At 50.6% G+C, this 24798-nt stretch carries 23 protein-coding genes; 13 read left to right on the top strand and 10 right to left on the bottom strand.

From position 1 onward, the window contains the following. The first annotated feature begins 39 nt into the window (after window positions 1-39). From AACH41_RS08335 to AACH41_RS08320, 4 genes are all read left to right on the top strand, one after another. Complete coding sequence (locus AACH41_RS08335) at window positions 40-1353, top strand: homoserine dehydrogenase (RefSeq protein ID WP_338654408.1); 1314 nt, start codon at window positions 40-42, stop codon at window positions 1351-1353. A gap of 44 nt (window positions 1354-1397) precedes the next feature. Next, window positions 1398-2831, top strand: a complete 1434-nt coding sequence (gene thrC / locus AACH41_RS08330; protein WP_338654406.1) for a threonine synthase — start codon at window positions 1398-1400, stop codon at window positions 2829-2831. Window positions 2832-2849: 18 nt separating this feature from the next. Beyond that, window positions 2850-3644 carry a thymidylate synthase gene (locus tag AACH41_RS08325; RefSeq protein WP_338654403.1) on the top strand — a complete coding sequence of 265 codons (795 nt, stop codon included), beginning with the start codon at window positions 2850-2852 and terminating at the stop codon, window positions 3642-3644. Window positions 3645-3818: 174 nt separating this feature from the next. Next, the gene (locus tag AACH41_RS08320) at window positions 3819-4346 is read left to right on the top strand and encodes a PepSY domain-containing protein (protein ID WP_194747819.1); all 528 of its coding nucleotides are present in this window, start codon (window positions 3819-3821) and stop codon (window positions 4344-4346) included. 369 nt (window positions 4347-4715) lie between these two features. Here the strand turns inward: AACH41_RS08320 and AACH41_RS08315 are convergent, their stop codons facing one another. After that, window positions 4716-5822, bottom strand: a complete 1107-nt coding sequence (locus AACH41_RS08315) for a GntR family transcriptional regulator (RefSeq protein WP_338654398.1) — start codon at window positions 5820-5822, stop codon at window positions 4716-4718. A 348-nt stretch (window positions 5823-6170) separates the two neighbouring features. On the opposite strand from AACH41_RS08315, the gene AACH41_RS08310 reads away from it, so the two are divergent. Continuing rightward, window positions 6171-8039: a PQQ-dependent dehydrogenase, methanol/ethanol family gene (locus tag AACH41_RS08310; RefSeq protein WP_338654395.1), complete on the top strand. Its 1869-nt coding sequence runs from the start codon at window positions 6171-6173 to the stop codon at window positions 8037-8039. A gap of 112 nt (window positions 8040-8151) precedes the next feature. Here AACH41_RS08310 and rsgA read toward each other — a convergent pair whose 3' ends face one another. The 3 genes from rsgA to AACH41_RS08295 are packed head-to-tail and all read right to left on the bottom strand — an operon-like array spanning window position 8152 to window position 10572. Beyond that, window positions 8152-9027, bottom strand: coding sequence for a ribosome small subunit-dependent GTPase A (gene rsgA, locus AACH41_RS08305; protein WP_338654394.1), 876 nt, complete (start codon window positions 9025-9027; stop codon window positions 8152-8154). A 1-nt stretch (window position 9028) separates the two neighbouring features. Further along, the gene (locus AACH41_RS08300) at window positions 9029-9328 is read right to left on the bottom strand and encodes a cytochrome c (RefSeq protein WP_338654392.1); all 300 of its coding nucleotides are present in this window, start codon (window positions 9326-9328) and stop codon (window positions 9029-9031) included. After that, window positions 9325-10572, bottom strand: a complete 1248-nt coding sequence (locus tag AACH41_RS08295) for a M48 family metallopeptidase (RefSeq protein WP_338654389.1) — start codon at window positions 10570-10572, stop codon at window positions 9325-9327. Before AACH41_RS08295 ends, AACH41_RS08300 begins: the two co-directional genes overlap by 4 nt. A gap of 99 nt (window positions 10573-10671) precedes the next feature. Between AACH41_RS08295 and orn the strand changes: the two genes are divergently transcribed. Then, the gene (orn, locus tag AACH41_RS08290; RefSeq protein WP_338654388.1) at window positions 10672-11256 is read left to right on the top strand and encodes an oligoribonuclease; all 585 of its coding nucleotides are present in this window, start codon (window positions 10672-10674) and stop codon (window positions 11254-11256) included. A 139-nt stretch (window positions 11257-11395) separates the two neighbouring features. Here the strand turns inward: orn and glgA are convergent, their stop codons facing one another. Further along, window positions 11396-12853, bottom strand: a complete 1458-nt coding sequence (glgA, locus tag AACH41_RS08285; protein ID WP_338654387.1) for a glycogen synthase GlgA — start codon at window positions 12851-12853, stop codon at window positions 11396-11398. Between the two features lie 89 nt (window positions 12854-12942). On the opposite strand from glgA, the gene crcB reads away from it, so the two are divergent. Further along, a complete protein-coding gene (gene crcB / locus AACH41_RS08280; protein WP_338654386.1) occupies window positions 12943-13323 on the top strand; it encodes a fluoride efflux transporter CrcB in 381 nt (126 codons plus the stop codon). 62 nt (window positions 13324-13385) lie between these two features. Here the strand turns inward: crcB and AACH41_RS08275 are convergent, their stop codons facing one another. Beyond that, window positions 13386-16109 carry an Rne/Rng family ribonuclease gene (locus AACH41_RS08275; RefSeq protein WP_338654385.1) on the bottom strand — a complete coding sequence of 908 codons (2724 nt, stop codon included), beginning with the start codon at window positions 16107-16109 and terminating at the stop codon, window positions 13386-13388. Window positions 16110-16729: 620 nt separating this feature from the next. On the opposite strand from AACH41_RS08275, the gene AACH41_RS08270 reads away from it, so the two are divergent. The 6 genes from AACH41_RS08270 to AACH41_RS08245 all read left to right on the top strand — a co-directional run bounded on the left by AACH41_RS08270 (window position 16730) and on the right by AACH41_RS08245 (window position 20556). Next, the gene (locus AACH41_RS08270) at window positions 16730-17848 is read left to right on the top strand and encodes a pseudouridine synthase (RefSeq protein WP_194747805.1); all 1119 of its coding nucleotides are present in this window, start codon (window positions 16730-16732) and stop codon (window positions 17846-17848) included. 73 nt (window positions 17849-17921) lie between these two features. After that, complete coding sequence (locus tag AACH41_RS08265) at window positions 17922-18575, top strand: HAD-IA family hydrolase (RefSeq protein WP_338654381.1); 654 nt, start codon at window positions 17922-17924, stop codon at window positions 18573-18575. Further along, the gene (locus AACH41_RS08260; RefSeq protein ID WP_313987870.1) at window positions 18572-18922 is read left to right on the top strand and encodes a Rieske 2Fe-2S domain-containing protein; all 351 of its coding nucleotides are present in this window, start codon (window positions 18572-18574) and stop codon (window positions 18920-18922) included. The genes AACH41_RS08265 and AACH41_RS08260 overlap by 4 nt, the downstream gene beginning before the upstream one ends. A gap of 109 nt (window positions 18923-19031) precedes the next feature. Then, window positions 19032-20012: a S49 family peptidase gene (locus tag AACH41_RS08255; RefSeq protein WP_194748439.1), complete on the top strand. Its 981-nt coding sequence runs from the start codon at window positions 19032-19034 to the stop codon at window positions 20010-20012. Window positions 20013-20080: 68 nt separating this feature from the next. Continuing rightward, window positions 20081-20371: a hypothetical protein gene (locus tag AACH41_RS08250; RefSeq protein ID WP_338654380.1), complete on the top strand. Its 291-nt coding sequence runs from the start codon at window positions 20081-20083 to the stop codon at window positions 20369-20371. Beyond that, window positions 20341-20556: a GNAT family N-acetyltransferase gene (locus AACH41_RS08245; RefSeq protein ID WP_338654378.1), complete on the top strand. Its 216-nt coding sequence runs from the start codon at window positions 20341-20343 to the stop codon at window positions 20554-20556. Before AACH41_RS08250 ends, AACH41_RS08245 begins: the two co-directional genes overlap by 31 nt. Before the next feature lie 103 nt (window positions 20557-20659). Here AACH41_RS08245 and der read toward each other — a convergent pair whose 3' ends face one another. From der to AACH41_RS08225, 4 genes are read right to left on the bottom strand one after another with little or no spacing between them, the layout of a single operon-like run. Beyond that, window positions 20660-22093, bottom strand: coding sequence for a ribosome biogenesis GTPase Der (der, locus tag AACH41_RS08240; protein WP_338654377.1), 1434 nt, complete (start codon window positions 22091-22093; stop codon window positions 20660-20662). Further along, complete coding sequence (gene bamB / locus AACH41_RS08235) at window positions 22093-23307, bottom strand: outer membrane protein assembly factor BamB (RefSeq protein WP_338654375.1); 1215 nt, start codon at window positions 23305-23307, stop codon at window positions 22093-22095. The genes der and bamB overlap by 1 nt, the downstream gene beginning before the upstream one ends. A 6-nt stretch (window positions 23308-23313) precedes the next feature. Then, window positions 23314-23952: a tetratricopeptide repeat protein gene (locus tag AACH41_RS08230; protein WP_338654373.1), complete on the bottom strand. Its 639-nt coding sequence runs from the start codon at window positions 23950-23952 to the stop codon at window positions 23314-23316. 35 nt (window positions 23953-23987) lie between these two features. After that, window positions 23988-24797, bottom strand: coding sequence for an ATP-binding cassette domain-containing protein (locus tag AACH41_RS08225; RefSeq protein WP_338654371.1), 810 nt, complete (start codon window positions 24795-24797; stop codon window positions 23988-23990). Window position 24798: the final 1 nt, after the last annotated feature.

Here is a 24798-nt window from a genome sequence, read left to right as displayed (position 1 = left end):
GTGTGCCAGTGGGCATGCCATCAATGGTGAGTATTAAGTATGAAAGAATTAAAAGTTGGATTGTTGGGCATAGGCACAGTAGGCGGTGGTACTTACACCGTGCTCACCCGTAACCAGGCGGAAATCGCACGCCGGATTGGGGGCAATATCCGTATTGTGCAAGTGGCTGACCGCAACCTGGAGCTCGCCAAACAGGTCACGAATGGGCAGGTTGCCTTGACTGACGACGCCTTTGCCGTGGTCAATAACCCGGAGATTGATGTGGTTGTCGAGTTGATCGGCGGCTACACCATTGCCAAGGAGTTGGTGCTACAAGCCATTGCCAATGGCAAGCACGTGGTCACGGCCAACAAGGCCTTGCTGGCCGTGCATGGTAACGAAATTTTTAAAGCTGCGTCTGATAAAGGCGTGATCGTAGCATTTGAGGCGGCGGTCGCAGGTGGTATCCCCATCATCAAGGCTTTACGTGAAGGCTTGAGTGCCAACAAAATCGAATGGGTGGCTGGCATTATCAACGGCACCACCAACTTTATCCTGAGCGAAATGCGTGACAAAGGCCTCGCCTTCGCAGATGTGCTCAAAGAAGCGCAGCGTCTGGGATATGCCGAGGCTGATCCGACGTTTGACGTCGAAGGCATTGATGCCGCACACAAGCTGACCATCATGGCCAGTATTGCGTTTGGCATGCCCATGCAGTTTGAACAAGCTTACACTGAGGGCATCACTCAACTCAGCATTCAAGATATTAGCTATGCGGCAGAGTTGGGCTACCGCGTTAAATTGCTGGGCATCAGCAAGAAAACCAGTGAGGGCGTCGAGTTGCGTGTGCATCCGACTTTGATCCCGGAAAAACGCCTGATTGCCAATGTCGATGGCGCCATGAATGCCGTTGTGGTGAAAGGCGATGCCGTTGGGCCTACCTTGTACTACGGCGCCGGTGCGGGCGCTGAGCCTACCGCGAGTGCTGTGGTGGCTGATTTAGTCGATATCGCTCGCTTGCAGGGCACGCAGGCCGAACAACGCGTGGCCTATTTGGGCTACCAGTTAGATCAGCAGCAAGCTTTGCCCGTGTTGCCGATTGCAGAAGTGTATTCTGATTACTACTTGCGTTTGCGTGCATCGGATAAACCCGGTGTCATGGCCGATTTGACCAAGATTCTGGCTGATCTGCAAATTTCGATTGATGCCATGCTGCAGAAAGAGCCGGCAGATGGGGAGTCAGAAGCGGATATCGTCATTCTGACCCATACCACCCAGGAAAAAACCATGGATACCGCGATCGCCCGTATCGAGGCCTTGCCCGCCTTGACTGGTAAAGTGACAAAAATCCGTGTCGAATCCTTGTCGCGCTAAGTCAGTCTAATGTTGACCCGGCCAAATTCAGTGAGTGTCATACAATGAAATATATCAGTACCCGCGGGCAATCGCCTGCTTTGAGTTTTAGTGAGATTTTGCTGGGTGGCCTGGCGCCAGACGGCGGCTTGTATCTGCCTGAGCAGTATCCGCAATTCAGCGATGCTGACCTCAATGCCATGCGTGGCATGAGTTACCGTGAGCTGGCGTTTGCGGTTTTGTCACGCTTGGTTGATGACAGTGATATTCCACACGCAGATCTCAAAGCCATTATTGATAAAACCTACCGGGCTGAAGTCTATCAATATGCGCGTGCTGGCCAAAATGCCGAGGACATTACACCTACACTCAAGCTCGAGGATAATCTCTACCTGTTGAGTCTCTCAAATGGGCCAACGCTGGCGTTTAAAGACATGGCGATGCAGCTGCTGGGCAACCTGTTTGAATACGTGCTGGAAAAAACTGGCCAGACCACCAATATTTTGGGCGCAACGTCCGGTGATACAGGCTCAGCGGCCGAATATGCCATGCGTGGCAAAAAAGGCGTACGTGTCTTCATGCTATCGCCTTACCAGAAAATGAGCCGCTTCCAGACGGCGCAGATGTTCAGCCTGCAAGATAAAAACATCTTCAATATTGCGGTTAAAGGGGTATTTGATGATGCACAGGATATGGTCAAAGCCGTCTCAAATGATCATGCATTCAAGGCGCAATACAAAATCGGCGCAGTCAATTCCATTAACTGGGGGCGCATTGCAGCCCAAATTGTGTATTACTTCAAAGGCTATTTGGCTGTGACCACAAACAACAGCCAGAAGGTCAGCTTCACCGTGCCAAGTGGCAACTTCGGCAATGTCTGTGCAGGGCATATTGCGCGCATGATGGGCTTACCTATTGATCAATTGATCGTTGCTACCAACGAAAATGATGTGCTGGACGAATTTTTCAATACCGGCGTTTATGCGCCGCGTGGTTCAGCCAAGACTTATCATACCTCCAGCCCGTCCATGGATATCAGCAAAGCCTCCAACTTTGAGCGCTTTGTCTATGACTTGATGGGGCAAGACAGCGCAAGGGTACGCGAGCTGTGGACCGCTGTGGATCATGGGGGCAAGTTTGACCTGAATGCAGATGGTTATTTTGAGAAAGTGGCTGACTTTGGGTTTGTTTCAGGCCATAGTAACCATGCCAACCGGATGCAAGTCATACGCACTACCAAAGAAAAATATGGCGTGACTATTGATACGCATACTGCCGATGGCTTGAAAGTCGCTCTGGAACACCGTAAGCCAAATGTGCCCATGCTAGTATTGGAAACGGCACTGCCGGCCAAGTTTGAAGACGCCATCGTGGAAGCTCTAGGAGAAAAACCAGAGCGGCCAGCCAGCCTGCAAGGCCTGGAAGACTTGCCGCAAACCTCGACTGTCATGGACGTCAGTGTCGATGCGATTAAAGCATTTATCGTCGCCAATACCTAAATTAGCGGGAGCCTGTCTATGCAACAGTATCATGATTTACTGAACCACGTACTTGCGCATGGTCATGTCAAAACTGACCGCACCGGTACAGGCACGATCTCGGTGTTTGGCTATCAGATGCGCTTTAACCTGGCAGAAGGTTTTCCATTATTAACGACCAAAAAGGTACACCTGAAGTCGATTATTCATGAGCTCCTCTGGTTTTTGCGAGGCAGTACCAATATTGCCTACCTCAAGGAACACGGCGTTACCATTTGGGATGAGTGGGCAGACGAACAAGGCAATCTTGGGCCTGTGTATGGTTATCAATGGCGCAATTGGCCCAAGCCGGATGGCAGTCATATTGACCAGATTTCGCAGGTTATAGAGCAGATCAAAAAGACCCCTGACTCTCGTCGTTTAATTGTGTCAGCCTGGAATGTGGCCGATGTTGAGCGGATGAAGTTGCCGCCATGCCATGCTTTTTTCCAGTTTTATGTGGCAGATGGCAAACTGTCCTGCCAGCTCTATCAGCGAAGTGCGGATATTTTTCTAGGCGTGCCGTTTAACATTGCCTCATATGCTTTGTTGACCATGATGGTCGCGCAGGTGTGTGATTTGCAGCTGGGGGATTTTGTGCATACGCTAGGCGATGCCCACATCTACAGCAACCATATGGAGCAAGTCAAAGAGCAGCTTGCACGCACACCACGTGCCTTGCCTAACATGCGCATTAACCCGGCAGTTAACGATATTTTTGCCTTTAAGTTTGAAGATTTCACACTGGAAAACTACGATCCTTATCCTGCTATCAAGGCGCCAGTTGCGGTCTAAAGAGGCTGGTGAAGGGCGTGAAATGGTTGATTTAAACCATTTTGTTAATAAGGTGTAATATTTGCAAAACCCCTGTTTGTTTTTGATATCCTTTGCATCGTTGTGAATGTGTCAAGATGCGTCCCTAGCGCAGTCTTGCACGATGAGTTCATGACTTAATCTTAGGAGATCATTATGCAAATCAAAGCGTCATTCATCATTGCCGCTGTATGCGGTGTATTGTCAGCGCCAGCATTCGCTGACCATGAAACTATCAAACCAAAAGCCTACGACAGCCTGGGTAAGTGCGTAAAAGCGGCCTTGTCTGTGCATGATGGCAAAATTGTAAAAGTCGAAGCCAAATCTGAGCGCAAGCAATTGGTATACGAGTTTGATGTGCAGTCCAAAGACGGCACTGCTTGGGATATCGAGTGTAGCGCCAAAACAGGTAAAGTCACAGAAGTAGAGCAAGAAGTGACCGCGGATGACGAGAAATTTAAAGCCTTGGCTAAAGTTTCAGAAGCCGATGCCAAAGCCACAGCTCTGGCGGCGCATGCCGGTAAAGTGGTTGAAGTGGAGTATGAGCTTGAACCAGATGGCAAAGCCTCTTACGAATTTGATATCCTCGAAGCAGACAACGAAGAAGTCAAAGTTGAAGTTGATGCGACAACCGGTAAGATTGTGGAAACCAGCTACGAAGTGTACCAAATCGGTCAAGAGTAATTGGGTTGTGTCTGTCTCTCCGTGAGGCAGATCCAGTCTCAAAGGCAGAATAAAAAAGGCAGCGCAATTGCGTTGCCTTTTTTATTCTGACTAAGATCAATATGCAAGTTTGGGAGTGTCTACCCCGATACCGGCGGATATGCAGTCTGCTGGTATCGGTCCTAGTGATAGCTCACTCCCGGCTTGAACTTAGCATTTCTCATGCCAACTCTATAAATTCAATTTAACTCAATGTTTTAAAAATCTATTTTTAAAGTAAATAGGATTTTTTCCCGAAAATTTGGTGGTTATTAATAGCCGATTTTCGCCTTTGTTTGGTTCCTTTCAACCAATTTGGTGCGTGGCTGATTGCTTAGTGTGCGTTTTTGTTTAAGCCATGGTGCGATGTATTGTGGTCACCAGTTTTTTATACTCACCGCGTTTAATCAGGTCACTTTGCGCCAGCATATTCAAGAGCAGCGGAGATTGTGAATGGGCATCCATTTCATTCAAGAACTTGTCTGTGAATCCTAGATTGCTCGCCACATAGCAAATGTTGAACATCTCGCAAAAGGTACCATACAGGCTGCCGAGTAGCAGGCTGCGTGCGTACTTTGCTGCTAGTGGCGGTTGATGCTCAAGGCCCAGGGGGAGGCGGCTACGCTGGTCATCAATGAGCAGCAGGCCATAATCGGACAATTTTTGTGCAATCAGGGTGTGTTCGGCTTCCAGGTGGTCTGGTGACACAATCTTGCTGCTATCACACCACACTGCGGATACCGGAAAATTGATGCAGTATTTTTCAACCTGATCAATAAACTGCTGAGTCTGGTTACATGCCATTTCAGGCAGTTTCATGACTGGAATACCGTGCTTTTTCAACGCGCGCTCCAACCCGGTCCCGACTTCGGCATCAATTAATACATAACCATGGGCTGCATCCAGATTGCAGAGGATCGCCTGTTGCAGGCCATGCCGCGCGCCACAGGCAATATGTTCCGGCGGCACCAGATAGCGCCGTTCATGTGCTAGCAAATTTGCCAGCAAATGCTTGAGATGATGCAAGCCCGTGACATCGTAATCTGCTTGCCGCAATTTGTGCAGATGCAATGCTGCCCGGCGCAGATGATGAATACTACTTTTTTGGATCAGGCTTTCTATGTTGCTGGTTTCGGTGAGTGGTGCGGGAGATGGCTGGCTCTGGCCCGCCATCACTTTGTCTGCTGAGCTGGCACGCTTGGTGGTCTCGGCCACAAAAGTGCCGCGCTTGGGTTGAGTGTAGATCAGTCCTTGTGCAGAAAGCTCTTCGTACACGCGTGAAACCGTTTTTCGGTTGATCCCAAGGCGTTGCGCAATATCGCGTGAGCTGGGCAAGGGACTACCGCCTAACCAGTCACCTGCTTCTATCATAGACCTGAAGTGATCTATGAGTTGCTGATGTATGGAGGAAGGGGAGTCTTTATCTAATACCAGTGAGTAATACCAGGGTCTCAGCACGTCTGCGTTTGCCTTATGTTCAAGAAAAGGGTGCCTGCACATCACATTGGGCACGCTTACCTGAAGGGCACACTAGGACATGGCCTTCCGTTACCAGATGATACAAAAAAAAAAGCAATTCAATAAAGTTTTCGGAAAAATTCCCGCTCTGGCCCATGAATAAAACCTTAAACTGGCTGGCTGTCATGGGCGGTTATTTATATTACAGTTACAAGCGCTTAATAAAGTGACATATATCCGTTACAGGATGTTTCAGCTCTGGAAATCCTAGTGCCAGTGGCAACTTAAGCACCGCGCAATTGATGTTAACAATTGCTACCTTGTGATTATCTCGGAGATATAACTATCATGAAAATCAAAACTGCTTTTGGTATTGCTGCCAGCGTTGCGCTTGCCATGCCAATGCTCGCATTCGCTGCTGCTGATCAAGAAGCTGCGATGAAAGATCCCAACAACTGGGCACATCCACGTGGTCAACATAATAACCAAGGCTACAGCGCTTTGGCACAAATCAACAAGGGCAACGTTAAAAACCTGAAAATGGCGTGGACATTCGCGACTGGTGTAAACCGTGGTCACGAAGGCTCTCCAGTCGTTGTTGGCAACATGATGTATATCGTGACTGCTTTCCCAAACAACGTATACGCACTTGACCTGAACGACAATCAGAAAATCGTTTGGACCTATTTTCCTAAACAAGACCCAAGCGTACAAGCAGTATTGTGCTGTGACAACGTGACGCGTGGTCTGGGTTTTGGTGACGGTAAAATCTTCTTGCAACAAAACGACGGCATGCTGGTTGCTTTGGATGCAAAAACCGGTGCTAAAGTTTGGGACGTTAAAAACACTGATCCAAAAGTCGGTGCAACTAACACCAACGCACCACATGTGATCAAAGACAAAGTACTGACCGGTTGCTCAGGTGCTGAGTTCGGCGTACGTTGCTTTATCGCTGCATACAACCTGAAAGACGGTTCTCTGGCATGGAAAGCCTACTCTACAGGTCCTGATGCTGAAACACTGCACGACGCTAACACTAACAAAGACAATCCGCTTTACAACGCACTGTCTGTTTATCAAGACGTGAATGGTGGTAACAAAGAAGGTGGTTCTTTCAAGCGCTTGTCAGCTGACCAAATCAAAGGTGGCGAAAAAGAGTTGGGTACTCGTACCTGGTTGAAACCACAAGCGATTAAAGACGGCTGGCAACATGGTGGTGGTTCCGTATGGGGCTGGTGGCCATATGATGCACGTACAAACTTGGTTTACTACGGTGCGGGTAACCCATCAGTTTGGAACCCAGATGTACGTCCAGGCGACAACAAATGGTCTATGACTGTGACTGCACGTGATCTGGATACTGGTGTTGCTAAATGGGCAATGCAAATGACACCACACGATGAGTGGGACTACGACGGTGTGAACGAAGTGATCCTGTTTGACAAAGGTGGCAAAACATACGCATGGCACCATGACCGTAACGGTTTTGCTTACACCTGGAACGCACTGACCGGTACTTTAATTGCCGCTGAAAAAGTACACCCATTCGTTAACTGGGCAAATGATGTAGACCTGAAAACAGGTGTGCCAAGCAAAGATGGCCGTTACTCAACACACCAGGACTATAATGCTAAGGGTATCTGCCCAGCAGCTTTGGGAACTAAAGACCAACAGCCAGCAGCCTACTCACCAAAAACCGGTTTGATGTACTCTCCACTGAACCACGTATGTATGACATACGAGCCCGTTGAGTCCAAATACGTTGCTGGTCAACCATGGGTTGGTGCGACACTGACCATGTTTGCTGGTCCAGACGGCGTGATGGGTGGTTTCGGTGCTTATGACCCAATGACCAACAAAAAAGTTTGGTACAACAAAGAGAAGTTCTCTGCTTGGAGTGGTGCTCTGACTACAGCTTCAGACATCGTGTTCTACGGTACATTGGATCGTTGGTTCAAGGCGGTTGATGCGAAAACCGGTAAAGAACTGTGGAAATTCCAAGTCGGTTCCGGTGCAATTGGTAACGCTTTCACTTACGGTAACAAAGGCAAGCAATACGTGGGTATCTTGTCTGGTATCGGTGGTTGGGCTGGTGTTGCGATGAACTTGGGCATGACGACTGACACAGACGCACTGGGTGCTGCTGGTGGTTACAAAGAGTTGACCAAGTACAACGCTGCGCCTGGCGGCGGTGCATTGAACGTATTCGCACTGTAATCAACTCAGCTTATGACCGATCAAGTCATTGGTCGGTTAAAAGACTAAACACCCTGCTTCGGCAGGGTGTTTTTTTGTATCTAACGCTGAGGAGTGTAGAAGATAACGGAGGTTAACCGTAGACTTGCACGCTATTTTCGCTACGGATTTGCTGGAATATTTGTAAGCGTTCGCGGGGAATGCTGCCTGCTTGGACAGCCTTTAGAATCGCGCAGTCTGGTTCGTGCGTATGCGTGCAATTATTGAATTTGCAGTGACCAATAAAAGGCCTGAACTCGACAAATGCATATTCAAGCTCGGTCTCATTGATATGATACAGCCCAAACTCCTGCAGGCCTGGTGAGTCAATAATGGCACTGTCCTGATCAAGATGATAGAGATGGGTGGCTGTCGTGGTGTGTTTGCCACTATCCAGTGTGGTACTGATTTCCTGTGTTTTGCTGCGTGCTTCAGGGAGTAGGCTATTGATAATTGTGGATTTACCCATGCCGGATTGTCCTACCAGCACACTGGTATGACCTGCCAGCAACGGTTTGAGCGCCTCTACCGATTGCCGCGCATTGAGTTGCAAAGTGAGGTAGCCAAGCGCTGCATATTGCTCCAGCTTGTGTAGGGCTTGCGGGTTAGGCAAGTCACATTTGTTGAGGAGAATGACAGCACGAATGCCTGCGGCCTCTGCAGCGACCAGGCAGCGGTTGAGCAGGTCTTCATAAAAGCTGGGCTGCGTTGCCAGCACAATCAATATCTGGGTGACATTGGCTGCCAGCACTTTGCTTTTATAAGCATTGCTGCGATAGAGCAGGGTGGTCCGTTCTGCGGTTTTCTCAATGACGCCTTCATTGTTGGCAGTGAGGGTCACTGTGACGCGGTCACCTGCCGCATTATCGACTTTTTTGCCACGCGTGACACAACTAAGAATTCGCCCATCGGGCAATTCTACGTTATAGCGCTTGCCGTAGGCAGCGACAATCAGGCCTGGATGCGACATGCTAGAAATGATAGTAGGTGTGATTCAAGTACTGTACCACTTGCTGCTCTTCATCATCGAACCATTTAAGGTTGAGCATGGTATTACAGTTGGTGACTTGAGCTTTTAAACCATTGAAAGAGCGCACCTTGCGGTAGTCACGTGTATAAATGCCGCTACCATCGCCGCCATAGCTGCTGGCATGACAACTGATACAATGGGTGTCGACCAGTTTTTTTCCTGCTTGCAGCTGGGCTTCAGTTGCGTTTGCATCATGGCTGGCGAGCAATAAACACCAACTGATCAGCAGGAGCGCTTTCATGCGTACGTTTGTAACTTGGCAATCCGCAGGCTCGCCGGTGGATGCGAGTCATAGAATGCAGAGTGGAGTGGATCCGGGGTCAGCGTAGACGCATTGTCACGATACAGCTTAACCAGTGCATCAATCAGAAACTGTGGTCTGGATTGTTGTGCCGCGTAGTGGTCGGCTTCAAACTCATTGGTTCGGGAGTAGGCCGCCATGACTGGACGCAGAATAAACATGAAGACGGGCGAGACCAGCACGAACAGCAGCAAAGCCATGTGGTTACTCGGTGCCGAAATCCCCAGTCCTGTAAAAAACCATTCCTGTTTGACCAGGTAACCCAATAACGCCAATCCTAACAGGCTTAATCCAAACATCATGATGATGCGTTTAATGACATGTTGGTGTTTGAAGTGGCCAAGCTCATGGGCCAACACCGCTTCAATTTCATCGGCACTAAGCTTTTCCAGCAAGGTGTCAAAGAACACAACACGTTTGTTTTTGCCAAATCCGGTGAAGTAGGCATTGCCATGGCCAGAGCGGGTGGATCCATCCATCACAAACAAGCCTTGGCTGGCAAAGCCGCATTTTTGCAGCAAAGCTTCAATGCGTGCCTTGAGGGATTGATCCTGCATGGGCGTAAATTTGTTAAACAGTGGCGCAATCCAGATGGGATACACTGCCAGCATAAACAGGTTAAACGCACTCCAGATCAGCCACAGGTAGAGCCACCATAAGTCGCCAGCACCTTGCATAAGCCAGAGCGCGACAAACAAGATTGGTCCGCCCAGCATTAAGCCAACAACGGTGTGTTTAACCAGGTCACTAAAAAACATGCTGCGTGACATCTTGTTAAAGCCAAATTTCTCATCGACTTTAAAAGTCTGAATGTAATCAAACGGCAGGGTCGCTGCACCCGAGATCAACATGGCCGAGCAAATGACCAGTGCACCACGAATGATTTCATGGTCAGGCAGCCATTGTTGCCAGGCCTGATCCAGCAGTTGTAAAACGCCGCCTAGCGTGAGTGCCAGCAAAATCAATGACTCCATGACAGTTTCACTCAAGCGCAGTTTTACCTTGGCGGTCGTATAGTCTGCAGCGCGTTGATGTGCCTCCAGGCTGATTGTTTGACTAAAGGCAGGAGGCACTTGTGCACGATGTTGCTGGATATGGCGAATATGGCGCAAGCCCAGCCAGACACGTACTGCCAAGCTGATTACAATCACAGCGACAAAAATTTGAGTAAATAATCCGGACATAACAGTAATGATGATGAATGATTTCAGTTAGCTATTTTGATGGATTTAACTCCACCTTGTTCACTGAACTGAATATAATGTTTCATTTTAATGGAAATCATGACGAGAGGCACACAATTGGCAACTAATCAGGACAATTTAATCTGGCTGGATATGGAGATGAGCGGTTTACTGCCTGACACGGACCGCATTCTGGAGTTAGCTGCCGTCGTCACCGATGCACAATTAAATGTGATTGCAGAGTCCCCTGTGCTGGTCATTCATCAGTCTGATGCGGTACTCGATGGCATGGATGCATGGAATAAAGGCACGCATGGCCGGAGTGGCTTGATTGATAAGGTCAAGGTATCGACCCTGGATGAAGAAGCCGCAACAGATGCCATGCTGGCATTCTTGAAAGAGCATGTGCCTGCAGGCAAGTCGCCGATGTGTGGCAATTCAATTTGTCAGGACAGGCGCTTTATGGCGCGTTACATGCCACGCCTGGAGTCATTTTTCCATTATCGCAATCTTGATGTGAGTGTGTTTAAAGAGTTATCACGTCGCTGGCGCCCGGATATTTATGCGGGATTTAAAAAAGCCAGCCGTCATGAAGCCCTGGCGGATATTTATGAGTCGATTGATGAGCTCAAGTATTACCGCGAACACTTTTTGAATATGACACCACCTGCGGCCGCTGAATAAGCGACTGAGTCTGAATTCAGGCAAAAAAAAGACGCCTATTCGGCGTCTTGAGGGAGGAGAAGTTAGCTTTGGAGAAGCTTGATTAGTAATAAGCAGCTTCCGTGCCAACTTCTCCTTTTTGTCTCTCTGGCTTTAAAAATCAGGCTTTTGGGCTTGAAAGCACGTTTTGGTACAGTGTTTGATAGTGTTGGGCGCTGGTTTCCCAGCTCACATCCTGTTGCATCGCTTGCCGTTGTAGCTGTTGCCACTGACCAGAATTGGCATAAACCTGCATCGCAGTTTGTAATGTGACCAAAAGTGTCGATGCGTCATTGTCAGCCATGACCCATCCAGTCATCTTGCCAGGAACCCCTTGGGCATTGATTTCGCCGCCATGCACTGAGTCTGCCAGGCCACCAGTATTAGCGACTACCGGAATCGTGCCATAACGCAAGCCATACATCTGATTCAGCCCGCAGGGCTCAAACCGCGAAGGCATGACAAAAATATCGGTACCGGCCATGATACGGTGCGAGAGCGGCTCGTTATAGCCGATGGTCACGGCCACTTGTCCAGGATAGCGTTGCATTAAACTCAGATACTGCCGTTGCATGCTGGCCTCACCACTGCCAAGCACGGCTAATTGACAACCGCTGCCAAGCAATGCGTCAGCAATCTCGATCAGCATATCCAGCCCTTTTTGATAGGTGAGGCGACTAACGACCCCCAACAGTGGCGTATCTGCTTGCTGACGCAGTCCTAATTCTGCCTGCAAGCCTTGCTTGATCGCTTGCTTGCCGGATAACGCACTGGCAGTGTAGTGTGCTGGCAAATAAGGGTCTTGTGCGGGATTCCAGATTTCGGTATCGATGCCATTCAAAATCCCGGTTAAATCTGCCGCACGATGCTGCAGCAAGCCTTGAAAACCAAAACCAAACTGATCGGTTTGAATTTCACGGGCATAGGTTGGGCTGACGGTTGATAAAGCATCGGCGTAAAACAGACCGGATTTCATGAATGAGACCTGGCCATAAAACTCGTAGCCTTCTGCCTGATAGTCCTCAAGGTTGAGGGTTAATCGATAGCGCCAGTCAGCATGAAAGTTGCCTTGGAAGGCCAGGTTGTGGATGCTGAACACGGACTTGGCCTGACTGCCCATTTGCTTGAGGTAGTAGGGTGTTAATCCAGTTTGCCAGTCATTGCAATGGACGATCTCTGGCTGCCAGGCCTGCAGCATGTTAGGCATCGCCAGCATGGCTGCCACTTTTGACAACACCCCAAACCGCAACGGGTTATCTTCCCACTCCCCATGTAGCGGGTGATGGTAAGGGCCGCCATCCCGGTCATAGAGCGCAGGGCAGTCTATGAGCAGCAAGGGGATATTGGTGCCTGGTAACAAAGTTTTGTAGAGCTCGCAGCGGATATCATGGAAGGGCTGTAAGCTGCCCAAGTGTTTGGGCGAACTACATTGCGCCAGCATGCCACGATAAGCCGGTAACAGAATTTGAATCTCTGTGTCACTGCTAGCGAGGGCGGTGGGGAGTGCACCACTGACATCTGCCAAACCACCTGTTTTGATTAACGGGAAAACTTCTGAAGTAACGAATAGTAAACGCAAGGCAATCTCTTTAAATCAACGGGCGGTTGAGGCTGAATGTTTTTAAACTTATGATACATTGCCTGTTCACGTTTTAGAAGGATATTCAAATGAAATCATGGCTAGCAGTCGCATTCGGTGCCAGTGTTGGTGCATGGATCAGATGGGGCCTGTCATTGAGCTTGAATCAAGGTGGACTGATCCCGATCGGCACTTTTCTCGCCAATGCCATTGGGGGCCTGTTAATGGGCATTGCGTTGGGTATCTTGCAGGTGATTCCAACCCTGTCTATGGAGTGGCGCTTGTTGATGACAACTGGTTTTTTGGGCGGGTTAACCACTTTCTCTACCTTTTCGGCAGAAGCTTTCAGCTTGTTACAAAAGCAAAATTACGGTGGAATGTTGCTTTATGTCACCTCGCATGTGGTGGTCTCTATCTTGCTGACGATAGTCGGCTATTGGAGTATCGTGCGTTGGCACTCCAGTTGGTAATGCGTTTGATGCCATAAAAAAAGAGGGCCTGACAGGCCCTCTTTTTATCAGACTCAGTTTGATTACTTCTGCGTCTCTACCATGACCAGTCCATCTTCACCGGTGCTGGCATCGTCTTTTTTCCATTTAGCCGCATTACGTGGCTTTTTGGTTTTCTGGGTGGCTTCAACACCTGTATTCACCACTTCTGCTTTGGTTTCTACCAGTTGAATGCCACTGTCTACTTGGGTTTCTGTGGTTTTTGCCGCGGACGGTTTGCGTTTACGGGCCGGTTTCTTTTTCGCTTCCGCTGGGGCTTCTGTAACCTCAGTCACGACAGAGGAGGACGTTGCAGCGGTTTCCACCAATTCAATCCCGCTGGTGTCTACCGCCTGATCAGCCTGTTTCGCTTTGGCTTTTCCTGCTGGCTTGCCTGCTCTTGAACGATTGCGCGCAGGTTTTTGTGCCTTGGGCGCTTCAGTCTGATTGTCATCTGCGCTTTGGATGGCGGTGTCTTCAACGGGCGCTTCCACTGCGGCAGCCGGGTTCTCCACTACTGGTGCGGCAGCCACTACTTCTGCTGGGCTAACTGTGGCAGTTGTTTCTGCCACCGCAAACGTAGGCACTGTGTCAGCAACAACTGGTGCAGCGGCAAGATTGACGGATGCAGCAGTTTCAGTCACCACACTGTTTTCAGACTCTACAAGGTTCTGGTTAGGTGCTTCATCACGGTTACGGCGATCACGGCGGCCATGACGGTTACGGCGGTTGCCGCGCTCACCACGTTCCTGCTTGTTGTCGCCTGATTGCGCGGTCAATGCGGGCTGATTGGTCTCTGCTTTGACTTCTTGATTGGCTTGGCGCTCTTGACGTTCTCTCTGCGCAGGTTTTTCCTGTGCCGGACGCTCCTGGCGAGGTTTGCTACCATGCTGCGTTTCCTGTTGCTCTTTGCCTGTACGTTCATTGGCTGGACGCTCATTACGCTCTTGGCCGCGGTCACGCTGACGGTCACGACGGTTACGGTTTTTGTTTCGGTCACGGCCATGCTCTTTGCTTTCGCGCGCTGGTTTTTCAGGTTCTGAGGGCACCACTTCTTTTTCGTCCAGACCAAGCCAGGACTTGATCACGCCAAAGAATGACTTTTTCTGCTCAGTCACTTGTACCGGCGCAGGCGCAGGTTTCTCTTCTACAATCGGGGCCGATGTCGCAGGCGTAATGCCTTTGACTAGAGCTTCAGCTTTGGCCGGGGCTGCAGCCTGTTCCAGGCGATGCTGATAATCAGACTCGCTTGGCAAGTCCACCATCTTGTAGCTGGCTTGCGTGGTTTCTTCGTTCACATCATCATGGCGGATACGCAAGATGTTGTAATTTGGCGTTTCCATATGGATGTTAGGAATCAGGATCACTTCCACGCCGGTACGTTGTTCAATCTTGTGGATGTCGGCACGTTTTTCATTGAGCAGGAAGGTGGCGGCTTCAACCGGCAACTGTACCTGAATGATGGCGCTGTTGTCCTTCATGGCCTCTTCCTGCGTGATGCGCAGAATATGCAGGGCCGTGGATTCGATACCGCGGATATGACCGGTACCGTTACAACGAGGACAGGTCATGTGGTTGGTTTCGCCCAGGCTAGGACGCAGGCGCTGGCGGGACATTTCCAACAGGCCAAAGCGTGAAATCTTGCCCATTTGCACGCGTGCGCGGTCGTGATGCAAGGCGTCGCGCAGGGCGTTCTCGACATCACGCTGGTTGCGCTGGTTTTCCATGTCAATAAAGTCAATGACCACCAGGCCACCCAGGTCACGCAGACGCATCTGACGTGCCACTTCTTCGGCCGCTTCAAGGTTGGTATTAAACGCGGTTTGTTCAATATCTGCGCCTTTGATGGAGCGGCCAGAGTTGACGTCGATGGACACCAGTGCTTCGGTGTGGTCGATTACGATGGCGCCACCGGAAGGCAGACGTACTTCACGCGCAAACGCAGATTCGATCTGATGTTCGATCTGGAAGCGGGAGAACAGCGGAATTTCGTCCTGATACAGTTTGACGCGGGTGACATTGCCTGGCATCACGTGGTTCATGAACTGCAAGGCTTGCTCGTGTACGTCAGCGGTATCAATCAGGATCTCACCGATATCAGCACTGAAGTAGTCACGGATGGCGCGGATCACCAGGCTGCTTTCCTGGTAAATCAAGTAAGCGCCAGGCTGGAAATTGGAGGCATCTTCAATCGCTTGCCACAATTGGGTCAGGTAATTCAAATCCCATTGCAGCTCTTCTGCATTGCGGCCAATGCCAGCAGTGCGGGCAATGATGCTCATGCCGTTAGGCACTTCCAGTTGCGCCATGGTGTCGCGCAACTCATTGCGATCTTCACCTTCCACACGACGCGAGACACCGCCTCCGCGTGGATTGTTGGGCATCAAGACCAGGTAACGGCCAGCCAGCGAGATAAAGGTAGTCAGCGCAGCGCCTTTGCTGCCGCGCTCGTCTTTGTCTACCTGCACAATGACTTCCTGACCTTCTTTGATCACGTCCTGAATACGGGCGCGTCCTTGATCTGGTTTTTCTTGGAAGTAACTGCGGGCAATTTCCTTGAACGGCAAAAAGCCGTGTCTATCAGTGCCGTAGTCGACAAATGCGGCTTCGAGAGACGGTTCAATACGGGTGATCACCCCTTTGTAGATATTACTTTTGCGCTGTTCTTTACCAGCGTGTTCAATATCCAGATCGATGAGTTTTTGTCCATCGACGATCGCAACGCGCAATTCTTCTGATTGCGTTGCGTTAAACAACATTCTTTTCATGCAGGGCTCCTAGACGAAGCCACAGAATAGAGATGTGCGCAGGGCGGGCCGTGGTCGTAAACAACCACCAGAACTTAACGAAGTGACCAAGATGTCACCGGGGATGTGCAATGGCTTTTGCGAGGTGCGCTACAAGATTGTCAGCGCAGCAGGCAGGCATCAATATGCACTTGAGTGCAGCCAACACTGAATGTGGCTGAAGACTCGGTTTCTGCAAGGGGCAGTGTGTGCGTGGCAGGAGTGTGTGACCTGTATTGTCCAGCGCGATAGACTGCAAAAATAAAACCCTAAACAGAGGGCAATTTCGTTAAAATTCGGGTTGGCTAACGCCGAGCTCATTTCTTTGGTTATTCTGCGTGAGCTTCGCGTTAAAACATTTCTAATTAATTATCGCTACTTGATGGCGAGCGGTATTCACCAAAATTTTTTTGATTCTGAATGCATTGACGAGACCCAAAATCTGGCGAGTCCGGATATCAGGGCTCACAGGTCAGAGATGAAAACAGTTTGTCATCTCGAAATCGGCATGGCAATGTTGTCGCTTTTGCCGGAAAACCATTGATTCAGAATCTCGACAGTATATCCATAAGTCCTGATAAAGCAAAGCACGACCTGCAACTATGAGCTCACAATTACGATCATCCACATCCGCGACGGCCGCAATGGCTTCCAGCCTCGATTCCGAGCCCAGGCCCGCCAGTGATCGAGTCACATTCTTGATGGTGGACGAGGCGTCTGAAACACAGCGGGTAGATAACTTTCTGACCAAGGTGCTCAAAGGCGTGCCTAAAAGCCATATTTACCGGATTTTGCGCAGTGGCGAAGTCCGCGTCAATAAGAAGCGCGTTGATGCGGAATACCGACTGCAACTGGGCGATGAAGTGCGCGTGCCGCCCATTCGCCTTGCGGAAGCCGCAGCCAAGCCAGCCGCTCCAACGGTCAAGGCCAAGTTGGCCGAGCAAGTGATTTATGAAGATGATGCCATGTTGGCGCTGAATAAACCGGCCGGGATGGCGGTGCATGGTGGCAGTGGCATCAGTTTGGGCGTGATTGAGCAATTGCGCCTGGAGCGGCCGCAAGCCAAATTTCTCGAGTTGGTGCACCGTCTGGACCGTGAAACCTCTGGTGTATTGATGATTGCCAAAAAACGCTCGGCCTTGACTGCCTTGCACGAAGCCATGCGCCATCATCATATGGATAAACGCTATTTAATCCTGGTGCAGGGGCAGTGGACAGAGGCGAAAAAGAAAGTCACCCTGGATTTGCAGAAATACGTGACAGAAAGTGGTGAGCGCAGGGTGCAAGTCGTGGATGAACCTTTGCTCAATCACGAAGCGGGCGGCAGAAAGTCACTCAAGGCAAGTGGCTTGACCGCCAAGCGACACGCGGCCAAAGGCAAGTTTGAGGTGGAAACGCAAATCTCTGAAACCTGGTTTTACCTGCAATCCGTGTTGGGACAGTACAGTTTTTTACAAGCCAAATTAATCACCGGACGTACGCACCAGTTGCGGGTGCAGTTGTCTCATTTGGGCTTCCCGATTCTGGGCGACGATAAATATGGTGACTTTGCCTTGAACAAGCAATTAAGCAAGCAGGGCTTGAAACGCATGTTTTTGCATTCCAGCGAGACACGGATTGCCCATCCGCTGACGGGAGAGCCCTTGCATTTGGTGGCACCGTTGCCGGCAGAATTAGAAAGCTTTTTGCAACAACAACGTCAACTTCAGGCCGTAAAATAAAGTTGGTCGTGTGTTCTGGCCGCATCAATGTTGAGTTTTAAAGAAAGTTTGCTGAGTGAAGAAGTCTGATTTAGTGAAACAGTTTGATTTAATTGTCTGGGATTGGGATGGCACCATTGCAGATTCTACCGGTTTGATTTCTCAGGCGCTGATCAAGGCCGCAGAACAGGCAGGCCTACCCGGCCTGACCGAAGCACGTGCGCGCAGCATCATCGGCCTGGGACTGCGCGAATCCATAGAAGTACTGTTTGGTGATATTCCAGAGTTTCAGGCGCATGCCCTGGTCGCCAATTACAACCGTAACTATTACAACAATGAAAACAATATTGTATTGTTTGAAGGCATCGCCGAAACGATTATTGCCATCGACCGCAAAGGTTGCAAGCAGGCGGTCGCGACAGGCAAAGGGCGGCGTGGCTTAAATACCGCTTTGCAACAATCGGGCCTGGCCAGGTGCTTTAATGCCACCAAAACCGTGGATGAGTGTTTTTCCAAACCGCATCCGCAAATGCTGGATGCGCTCATGGACGAACTGGTGGTGATGCCAGAGCGTACCTTGATGATAGGCGACTCACAATATGATATGCAAATGGGCAAAAACGCAGGGGTGATCACGGCTGCGGTCAGTTATGGGTCGCAAACAGCTGAGCATTTACAGCAGTATTCCCCGGATTACTTGTTTCATGATGTGGCAACATTAAGCGCCTGGTTATTGGAGCAGACATGAGCCTGAACGCCGTCACTTTTGACAGTGCCGCCTTGCCTGAAAAAGGCGATGGGTTACGCTTTGACATCCCGGCGCTCGGCCCGCATGCGACCGGCTTTGTTGTCCGCTTTGAGGGCAAGCCCTATGCGTATGTTAATCGCTGTGCGCATGTGCCGGTGGAGCTGGACTGGGAGCATGGTAAATTTTTTAACATGACACAAGAGTGGTTGATCTGTGCGACGCATGGAGCCATGTACGCGCCAGAAACCGGCTATTGTGTGGTGGGGCCATGCCAGGGCAAGCGCCTGTCATCCATCCCTGTTACTGAAGCAGATGGCATGATCACGGTCCATCTCGATCAGTTTTAGTGATGAGGATTCGTCCGTGTGACAGCCTCTGCCTCATTGCTTAAATAGCCAACGGCGAGCACACAAATATTGCTAGAATAGCTAAAAATTAATAGACGAAAGTTGAATGATGCAAGAAAACCATACGCCATCCTCAGACACACAACCGAGCCCTGCCTCGCAGGATTGGGCTTTGCGCACGGTAGAAAAAATTGCACTGGCCGGATTGCAGGAGCAAAAAACAGCCAGACGCTGGTCTGTGTTGTTCAAGTCGCTGACGTTTATTTATCTGTTCTTCCTGCTCATGATGTTGTTGGGCTGGGTCGGGCAAAGCAAAAGCACCTCTATTGCCCACACCGCCCTGATCGACATTTCCGGCGTGATTGAGGCCGGTGGCCAAGTCAATGCCGATGCGGTGATCAGCAGCCTCAATGATGCTTACGACAACAAGGGCACCAAGGGTATTATCTTGCGTATCAACAGTCCAGGTGGCAGTCCGGTACAAGCAGGCATCATCAATGATGAAATCCACCGTCAGCGCAAATTGCACCCGGAAATTCCCGTTTACGCTGTGGTTGAGGATATCTGCGCTTCGGGTGGCTATTACATTGCCGTCGCAGCGGACAAAATATTTGTCGATAAAGCCAGTATCGTTGGCTCCATCGGCGTGCTGATGGATGGCTACGGTTTTACTGAAGCCATGAAAAAGGTGGGGGTAGAGCGCCGTTTGATGACCGCTGGCGAAAACAAAGGCATGCTGGATCCATTCTCACCGGTCAATCCAAAGCAGCAGGCGTTTGCGCAAAGCATGCTCAATCAAATCCACCAGCAATTTATCACCGTAGTGCGTGAAGGCCGCGGTAGCCGCCTCAAGGAAGATGCAGATACCTTTAGTGGCCTGTTCTGGAACGGCGAAGAAAGTATCAAGCTGGGTCTTGCGGATGCGCAAGGCAGCGCAGAATACGTCGCCCGTGAAGTGATCAAGCAGGCTGAGATCGTTGATTTCACCTACCAGGAGACGGTTGTGGATCGCTTTGCCAAGAAGTTGGGGGCCAGCATGGCACAAGAGCTGGGCGTGAGCGCAAAAAATCTGCTGCCCACCTTGCGATAACCTTTGAAAGGGATACAAAGGGACCGCAAGGTCCCTTTTTTTGTTTGCCGTATGACTGAAGGACTCTCATGACACAACCATCCCGTTTCCATATTCGTCCAATCGCTGGTGAAGATCATGCCGAGTGGTCAGCCTTGTATGCTGACTACGCCAGGTTTTATGCTGTGAATCAGTCAGTCGCCATGCGGGAACAGGTCTGGCAGTGGTTACACCAGCCGTCTCCCGCCATATTTGCTTTGGTGGCAGTGGATGCGCAGGGGCGCCTGATTGGATTTGCACATTATCGTGCTTTTGTCAGACCTTTGGTGTCAGACCTGTGGCGGCGAGCATGGGCGGTTATCTCGATGATTTGTTTGTAGCATCCGCGGCCAGAGGGCAGGGTGTTGGCACCGCTTTGATCAAGGCAGTGGTGCAGATTGGACAACTGCAGGGATGGTCGGTGATCCGTTGGGTGACTGCTGAGGATAACCAGCTGGCACGTGTCTTCGATGATAAGCTGGCAAGGCATACAGGCTGGCAAACCTATGAAATCAGCTTGAAATAAGTCTGATTTCAAGTTGAGCACTCAAGAGGCGCGCTGCCTGTGCGTGTAAGCTTGACTGCGCAGGATGGAATAAAGCAAAAGCCCATCCTGAGCGCCCAAGCAATTATTTTTTTGTTTTATTTTGCTCGTTGCGCGCTTTCAGCTTGGCGCGCATTTCATTTTTACGTCTACGCATGGTGACCAGGCCTTCGCCTTTTTTGCGCTCTTCTTCCTTATCAAACGGGTTTTCACCCTGATGGTATTGCACGCGCAGCGGTGTGCCTACCAATTGAAAGGCTTTTCGGAACACCCCTTCGAGAAAACGCGTATAGCTCGCTTTGACGCCATCAATGTGGTTACCGTGTACCACCACAATTGGCGGGTTGCTGCCACCCTGGTGTGCATAGCGCAGTTTGGGGCGAATACCACGGCTGATGGGTGGTTGATGCTGGGTGGTGGCCTCGCCAAGCACGCGCGTCAGTTGTGGCGTGGCTAACTTGGCCATGGCCGCCTTAAAGGCAACATCAACTGAGTCCAGTAACTCATTCAGGCCTTTTTTACGCAGCGCCGAGATATAGTGGAATTTGGCAAAGTCGAGGAATTGCAGTTTGCGGTCGATTTCGCGTTTGATCCATTCGCGCTCATCATCCTGCAAGCCATCCCATTTGTTAATGGCGACGACCAGAGCACGTCCGGCATCGACAATATAGGCCGCAACGTGTGCATCCTGCTCGGTAATGCCCTCTTGGGCATCCACCACCAAAATAGCCACGTTGGCGTCTTCAATCGCTTGCATGGTTTTGATCACGGAGAATTTTTCAACTGCTTCAAAAACCTTGCCGCGCTTGCGTACGCCCGCAGTGTCAATAATCGTATAGTGCTTGCCGTTCTTTTCGAGCGCGATTTCAATCGAGTCGCGAGTCGTGCCTGGCTGGTCAAAGGCAATCACGCGGTCTTCTCCCAGCAGCGCATTCACCAGTGTCGATTTGCCAACGTTAGGGCGGCCAACAATTGCAATGCGGGGATTGTCCGGATTCACAGGCTCGGAAGCTTCGATTTCCTTATCGGCGATGGTTTCCAGCGCCAGTTCAATCAAATCTCTGACACCCTCGCCATGTGCGGAAGAGATGGACAGAGGTTCGCCCATGCCTAGCTCATGAAAGTCAGCGCTGACGATGGCTTTGCGCATGCCTTCGGTTTTGTTCACTGCCAGCAGTACCGGCCGCTGGGCCTTGCGCAAGGTTTGCGCAATGGTAAATTCTTGCGGTGTCAGGCCAGCCCGGGCGTCGACCAGAAAAATAATGACATCGGCTTCATCAATGGCAAGCAAGGTTTGCTTGGCCATTTCTTTCAAGATACCCGTATCTGCGGTGGGCTCAAAGCCGCCAGTATCAATGACCAGATAGGGCTGGCTGGCGCCCAGGCCTCGGCCGTAATGCCGGTCACGCGTGAGACCAGGCAAGTCGGCGACCAGCGCATCTCGCGATTTGGTCAAACGATTGAATAAAGTAGATTTGCCGACATTGGGTCGGCCAACAAGCACGATGGTAGGTAGCATTATTTATATGTCACGGCGTAAAGGTGACCGTCACGCGATTGTGCAAGAAACTGGTTGGCATTGGTGCCTGCGATCAATGCCATAAGGGGTTTGGAACCTAATTGCAGACGGCCGACAAAGCTGCCGTCATCCTGGCTCAGTAAATGGACATAGCCTTCCAGGTCACCAACAGCCACAATATTGCTGAGTGGGAGAGGCACGGTCAGGTTGCGGTAGCCCAGGTTGCCCTGGCGCCAAAAGGTTTTGCCATTGCTGGCATCCAGTGAGTAGACTGAGCCGATGGTGTGGCTCAGGTACACTTTGTTATTCTCTGCGGTCAGGCCGACATAGCTTGAAATATCGCGGCTCCACACCACTTGTCCACGCTGACGGTCAACGGCGGCGACTTTGCCCTGATAAGCTACCACATACACCAGTGGGCCATCGACAAACGGCAAACTGGTGATGTCTGCAATCCGTTCGATTTCAGTCACGCCTTTGGGTTGGGCAACCGTTGCTTCCCAAATCAGTTTGCCATTGTCGGCACGAATCGCCACCAGTTTCCCACCAGGAAAGCCAGCATAAATGGCGCCGCCATCTACGACGATGCCGGCATGCGTTTTGAGCGAGAGGGAAGGGGTGGCACGTTCATAAGACCATTTGCGGCGGCCATCTGCCGCATCAATGCCGTAAATATGGTGATCGGTGGTACGCACAATTACCGTGCCATCATAATAGCGCGGGGAGCCTTGTATTTCACTGGAGAGCACGGCGCTCCACAGCTTTCTGCCATTCAGGTTGAGTGCATAGACGTGGCCTTTGCTGGTCCCGACCAACACCAGGCCACCGCCCAGTCCTGCGCCACTGCTGATGGGCTCGCCTAATTCTGTTTGCCACAGCGTTTTGCCATTTTCTGCAGAAAGCTGCATTACGCTGCCTTCTGCATTGACGGCATACACCATGTTGTCAGCCAGGACGGGCACGTAGCTGAAACGGCCAGCTTCGCCCACATCGGTGGACCACTGTACGCGTGTCTCGTAAGAGGATTTGATCTCCTCAAGCTCTACAGGCGGGTTCGCAGGCTCGGTGCCAAAAATACTTTCACTTAAATTGGTTTTAACGTCGTTGAATGCCGTACACGCAGTCAAACTGCTCCCGATGACACACAGGGCAACCAGTGTCCATTGTTTGAGACGGTGAGACGGGGCAGGCATGGCGGCAACATTCAACTTCATTAGCAATTATCCTAAAGCATCCAGCTTCTGCTGGGTCAGGTAAAACAATTTTCCTTCAGGATCAAGTGCTTGCAATGCTTTGGTATAGGCTTGTTTCGCTTCTTTTTCCTGTTTTTTCGCCATCAGGATATCGCCAAGCAAACTGTTTTTAATGCCATCAAAGCCTGGATCATTGATGCCTTCCAAGGTTTTCTTGGCATCGTCCAGTGCATTGCGCTCAATTTGCAAGCCGGCAATTTCAATGGCGGCCATCTGTTTAATGGCGGGTTCTTTTGCTTCAGCCATCGCCCAGCGCAATTGCTTTTCAGAGGCTTCGGACTGCTTGGCTTCATGCAATGCGCGCGCTGCAAACAGGGCGGCACGGCCTGCATAAGGGGTCATGCTGTAGTCTTGCTCAATGGCTTGCGCTTCTTTGCTAATTTGCTCGGCTTTTTTGCTATCAACATCCAGCAAGGAACTGCTGATCAAGGTCTGATAGGCGGTAGAGGCTGCAGTGGCCTTGCTATTCATGTAAGACTGGTATCCTTGCCAGCCGCCATAGACGATGACCGCTGCAATCACCAGGCGGGTGACCAGTTTACCGTTTTTGTTCCACCAGGCTTTAAACTCATCTAGTTGTTCCTGTTCTTCCAAATCGTATGCCATTGAATTTCCTGCGTATTCTTGTATTAGGATCTTAATTATGCGGCAGCCCCGCGCAGGCCTTGACCAGGAATTGCGCTGAGCAGCTGTTGGGTATATTTTTGTTGGGGAACATTATAAATGGTTTCTACGCTTCCTTGCTCAATTACTTTGCCTTTTTGCATGACCAGAACCTCATCGGCAATATGCCTGACCACGCGTAAATCATGCGTGATAAACAGATAACTGAGCCCCATTTCTTGTTGCAGTTGCTTGAGTAATAACAGGATTTGCGCCTGCACTGACACATCTAGCGCCGACACCGGCTCATCGCAGATGACCAGCTTGGGCTGCAGAATCAGGGCACGCGCGATGCCGATACGCTGGCGTTGGCCGCCTGAAAACTGGTGCGGATATTTGCTGGCATCTTCAGCTTTTAGCCCGACTTTTTCCAGCATCTCAAAGACGCTGTTTTGTTGTTGTTTTTTATCGCCGATGCCATGGATCACCAGGCCCTCGGCAATGATTTCACCCACACGCATTCTGGGGTTGAGTGAAGCAAATGGGTCTTGAAACACCATTTGCATATGGCGCCGTGCATGCCGCAGGCTGCTTTGGTCTAGCGCGAGAAAGTCTTGACCATCGAACAGCACCTGGCCTTGGTCTAGCGGCAGCAGGCGCAAAATGCCGCGAGCCAGTGTGGATTTTCCGCTGCCAGATTCGCCGACCACAGCCAGCGTACTGCCGCGTTTGAGTTGCAGGCTGACATCGTCGAGGGCATGTATGGTCTGGGTATTCAGCCCGAGCGTGCCGGTCCGCTGACGGTAACTTTTGCTTAGATGATGGGCTTGTAACAGGAAATCCGTCATA

The organism is Methylophilus sp. DW102 (genome assembly GCF_037076555.1).
GTDB lineage: Bacteria > Pseudomonadota > Gammaproteobacteria > Burkholderiales > Methylophilaceae > Methylophilus > Methylophilus glucosoxydans.
Note: the sequence above shows the minus strand (reverse complement) of the source record. Positions and strands in the feature narration are given on the sequence as shown.

Excerpts from the sequence above, each read along its gene's own strand:
- AACH41_RS08245 (WP_338654378.1), top strand. The coding sequence starts at position 20,341 with ATGGGCGGTTATCTCGATGATTTGTTTGTAGCATCCGCGGCCAGAGGG.
- AACH41_RS08310 (WP_338654395.1), top strand. The coding sequence starts at position 6,171 with ATGAAAATCAAAACTGCTTTTGGTATTGCTGCCAGCGTTGCGCTTGCC.
- AACH41_RS08300 (WP_338654392.1), bottom strand. The coding sequence starts at position 9,328 with ATGAAAGCGCTCCTGCTGATCAGTTGGTGTTTATTGCTCGCCAGCCAT.
- AACH41_RS08225 (WP_338654371.1), bottom strand. The coding sequence starts at position 24,797 with ATGACGGATTTCCTGTTACAAGCCCATCATCTAAGCAAAAGTTACCGT.
- thrC (WP_338654406.1), top strand. The coding sequence starts at position 1,398 with ATGAAATATATCAGTACCCGCGGGCAATCGCCTGCTTTGAGTTTTAGT.
- AACH41_RS08335 (WP_338654408.1), top strand. The coding sequence starts at position 40 with ATGAAAGAATTAAAAGTTGGATTGTTGGGCATAGGCACAGTAGGCGGT.
- orn (WP_338654388.1), top strand. The coding sequence starts at position 10,672 with ATGACGAGAGGCACACAATTGGCAACTAATCAGGACAATTTAATCTGG.
- AACH41_RS08260 (WP_313987870.1), top strand. The coding sequence starts at position 18,572 with ATGAGCCTGAACGCCGTCACTTTTGACAGTGCCGCCTTGCCTGAAAAA.
- AACH41_RS08270 (WP_194747805.1), top strand. The coding sequence starts at position 16,730 with ATGAGCTCACAATTACGATCATCCACATCCGCGACGGCCGCAATGGCT.
- AACH41_RS08295 (WP_338654389.1), bottom strand. The coding sequence starts at position 10,572 with ATGTCCGGATTATTTACTCAAATTTTTGTCGCTGTGATTGTAATCAGC.
- bamB (WP_338654375.1), bottom strand. The coding sequence starts at position 23,307 with ATGAAGTTGAATGTTGCCGCCATGCCTGCCCCGTCTCACCGTCTCAAA.
- crcB (WP_338654386.1), top strand. The coding sequence starts at position 12,943 with ATGAAATCATGGCTAGCAGTCGCATTCGGTGCCAGTGTTGGTGCATGG.
- der (WP_338654377.1), bottom strand. The coding sequence starts at position 22,093 with ATGCTACCTACCATCGTGCTTGTTGGCCGACCCAATGTCGGCAAATCT.
- AACH41_RS08255 (WP_194748439.1), top strand. The coding sequence starts at position 19,032 with ATGCAAGAAAACCATACGCCATCCTCAGACACACAACCGAGCCCTGCC.
- AACH41_RS08325 (WP_338654403.1), top strand. The coding sequence starts at position 2,850 with ATGCAACAGTATCATGATTTACTGAACCACGTACTTGCGCATGGTCAT.
- rsgA (WP_338654394.1), bottom strand. The coding sequence starts at position 9,027 with ATGTCGCATCCAGGCCTGATTGTCGCTGCCTACGGCAAGCGCTATAAC.
- AACH41_RS08275 (WP_338654385.1), bottom strand. The coding sequence starts at position 16,109 with ATGAAAAGAATGTTGTTTAACGCAACGCAATCAGAAGAATTGCGCGTT.
- AACH41_RS08230 (WP_338654373.1), bottom strand. The coding sequence starts at position 23,952 with ATGGCATACGATTTGGAAGAACAGGAACAACTAGATGAGTTTAAAGCC.
- AACH41_RS08320 (WP_194747819.1), top strand. The coding sequence starts at position 3,819 with ATGCAAATCAAAGCGTCATTCATCATTGCCGCTGTATGCGGTGTATTG.
- AACH41_RS08250 (WP_338654380.1), top strand. The coding sequence starts at position 20,081 with ATGACACAACCATCCCGTTTCCATATTCGTCCAATCGCTGGTGAAGAT.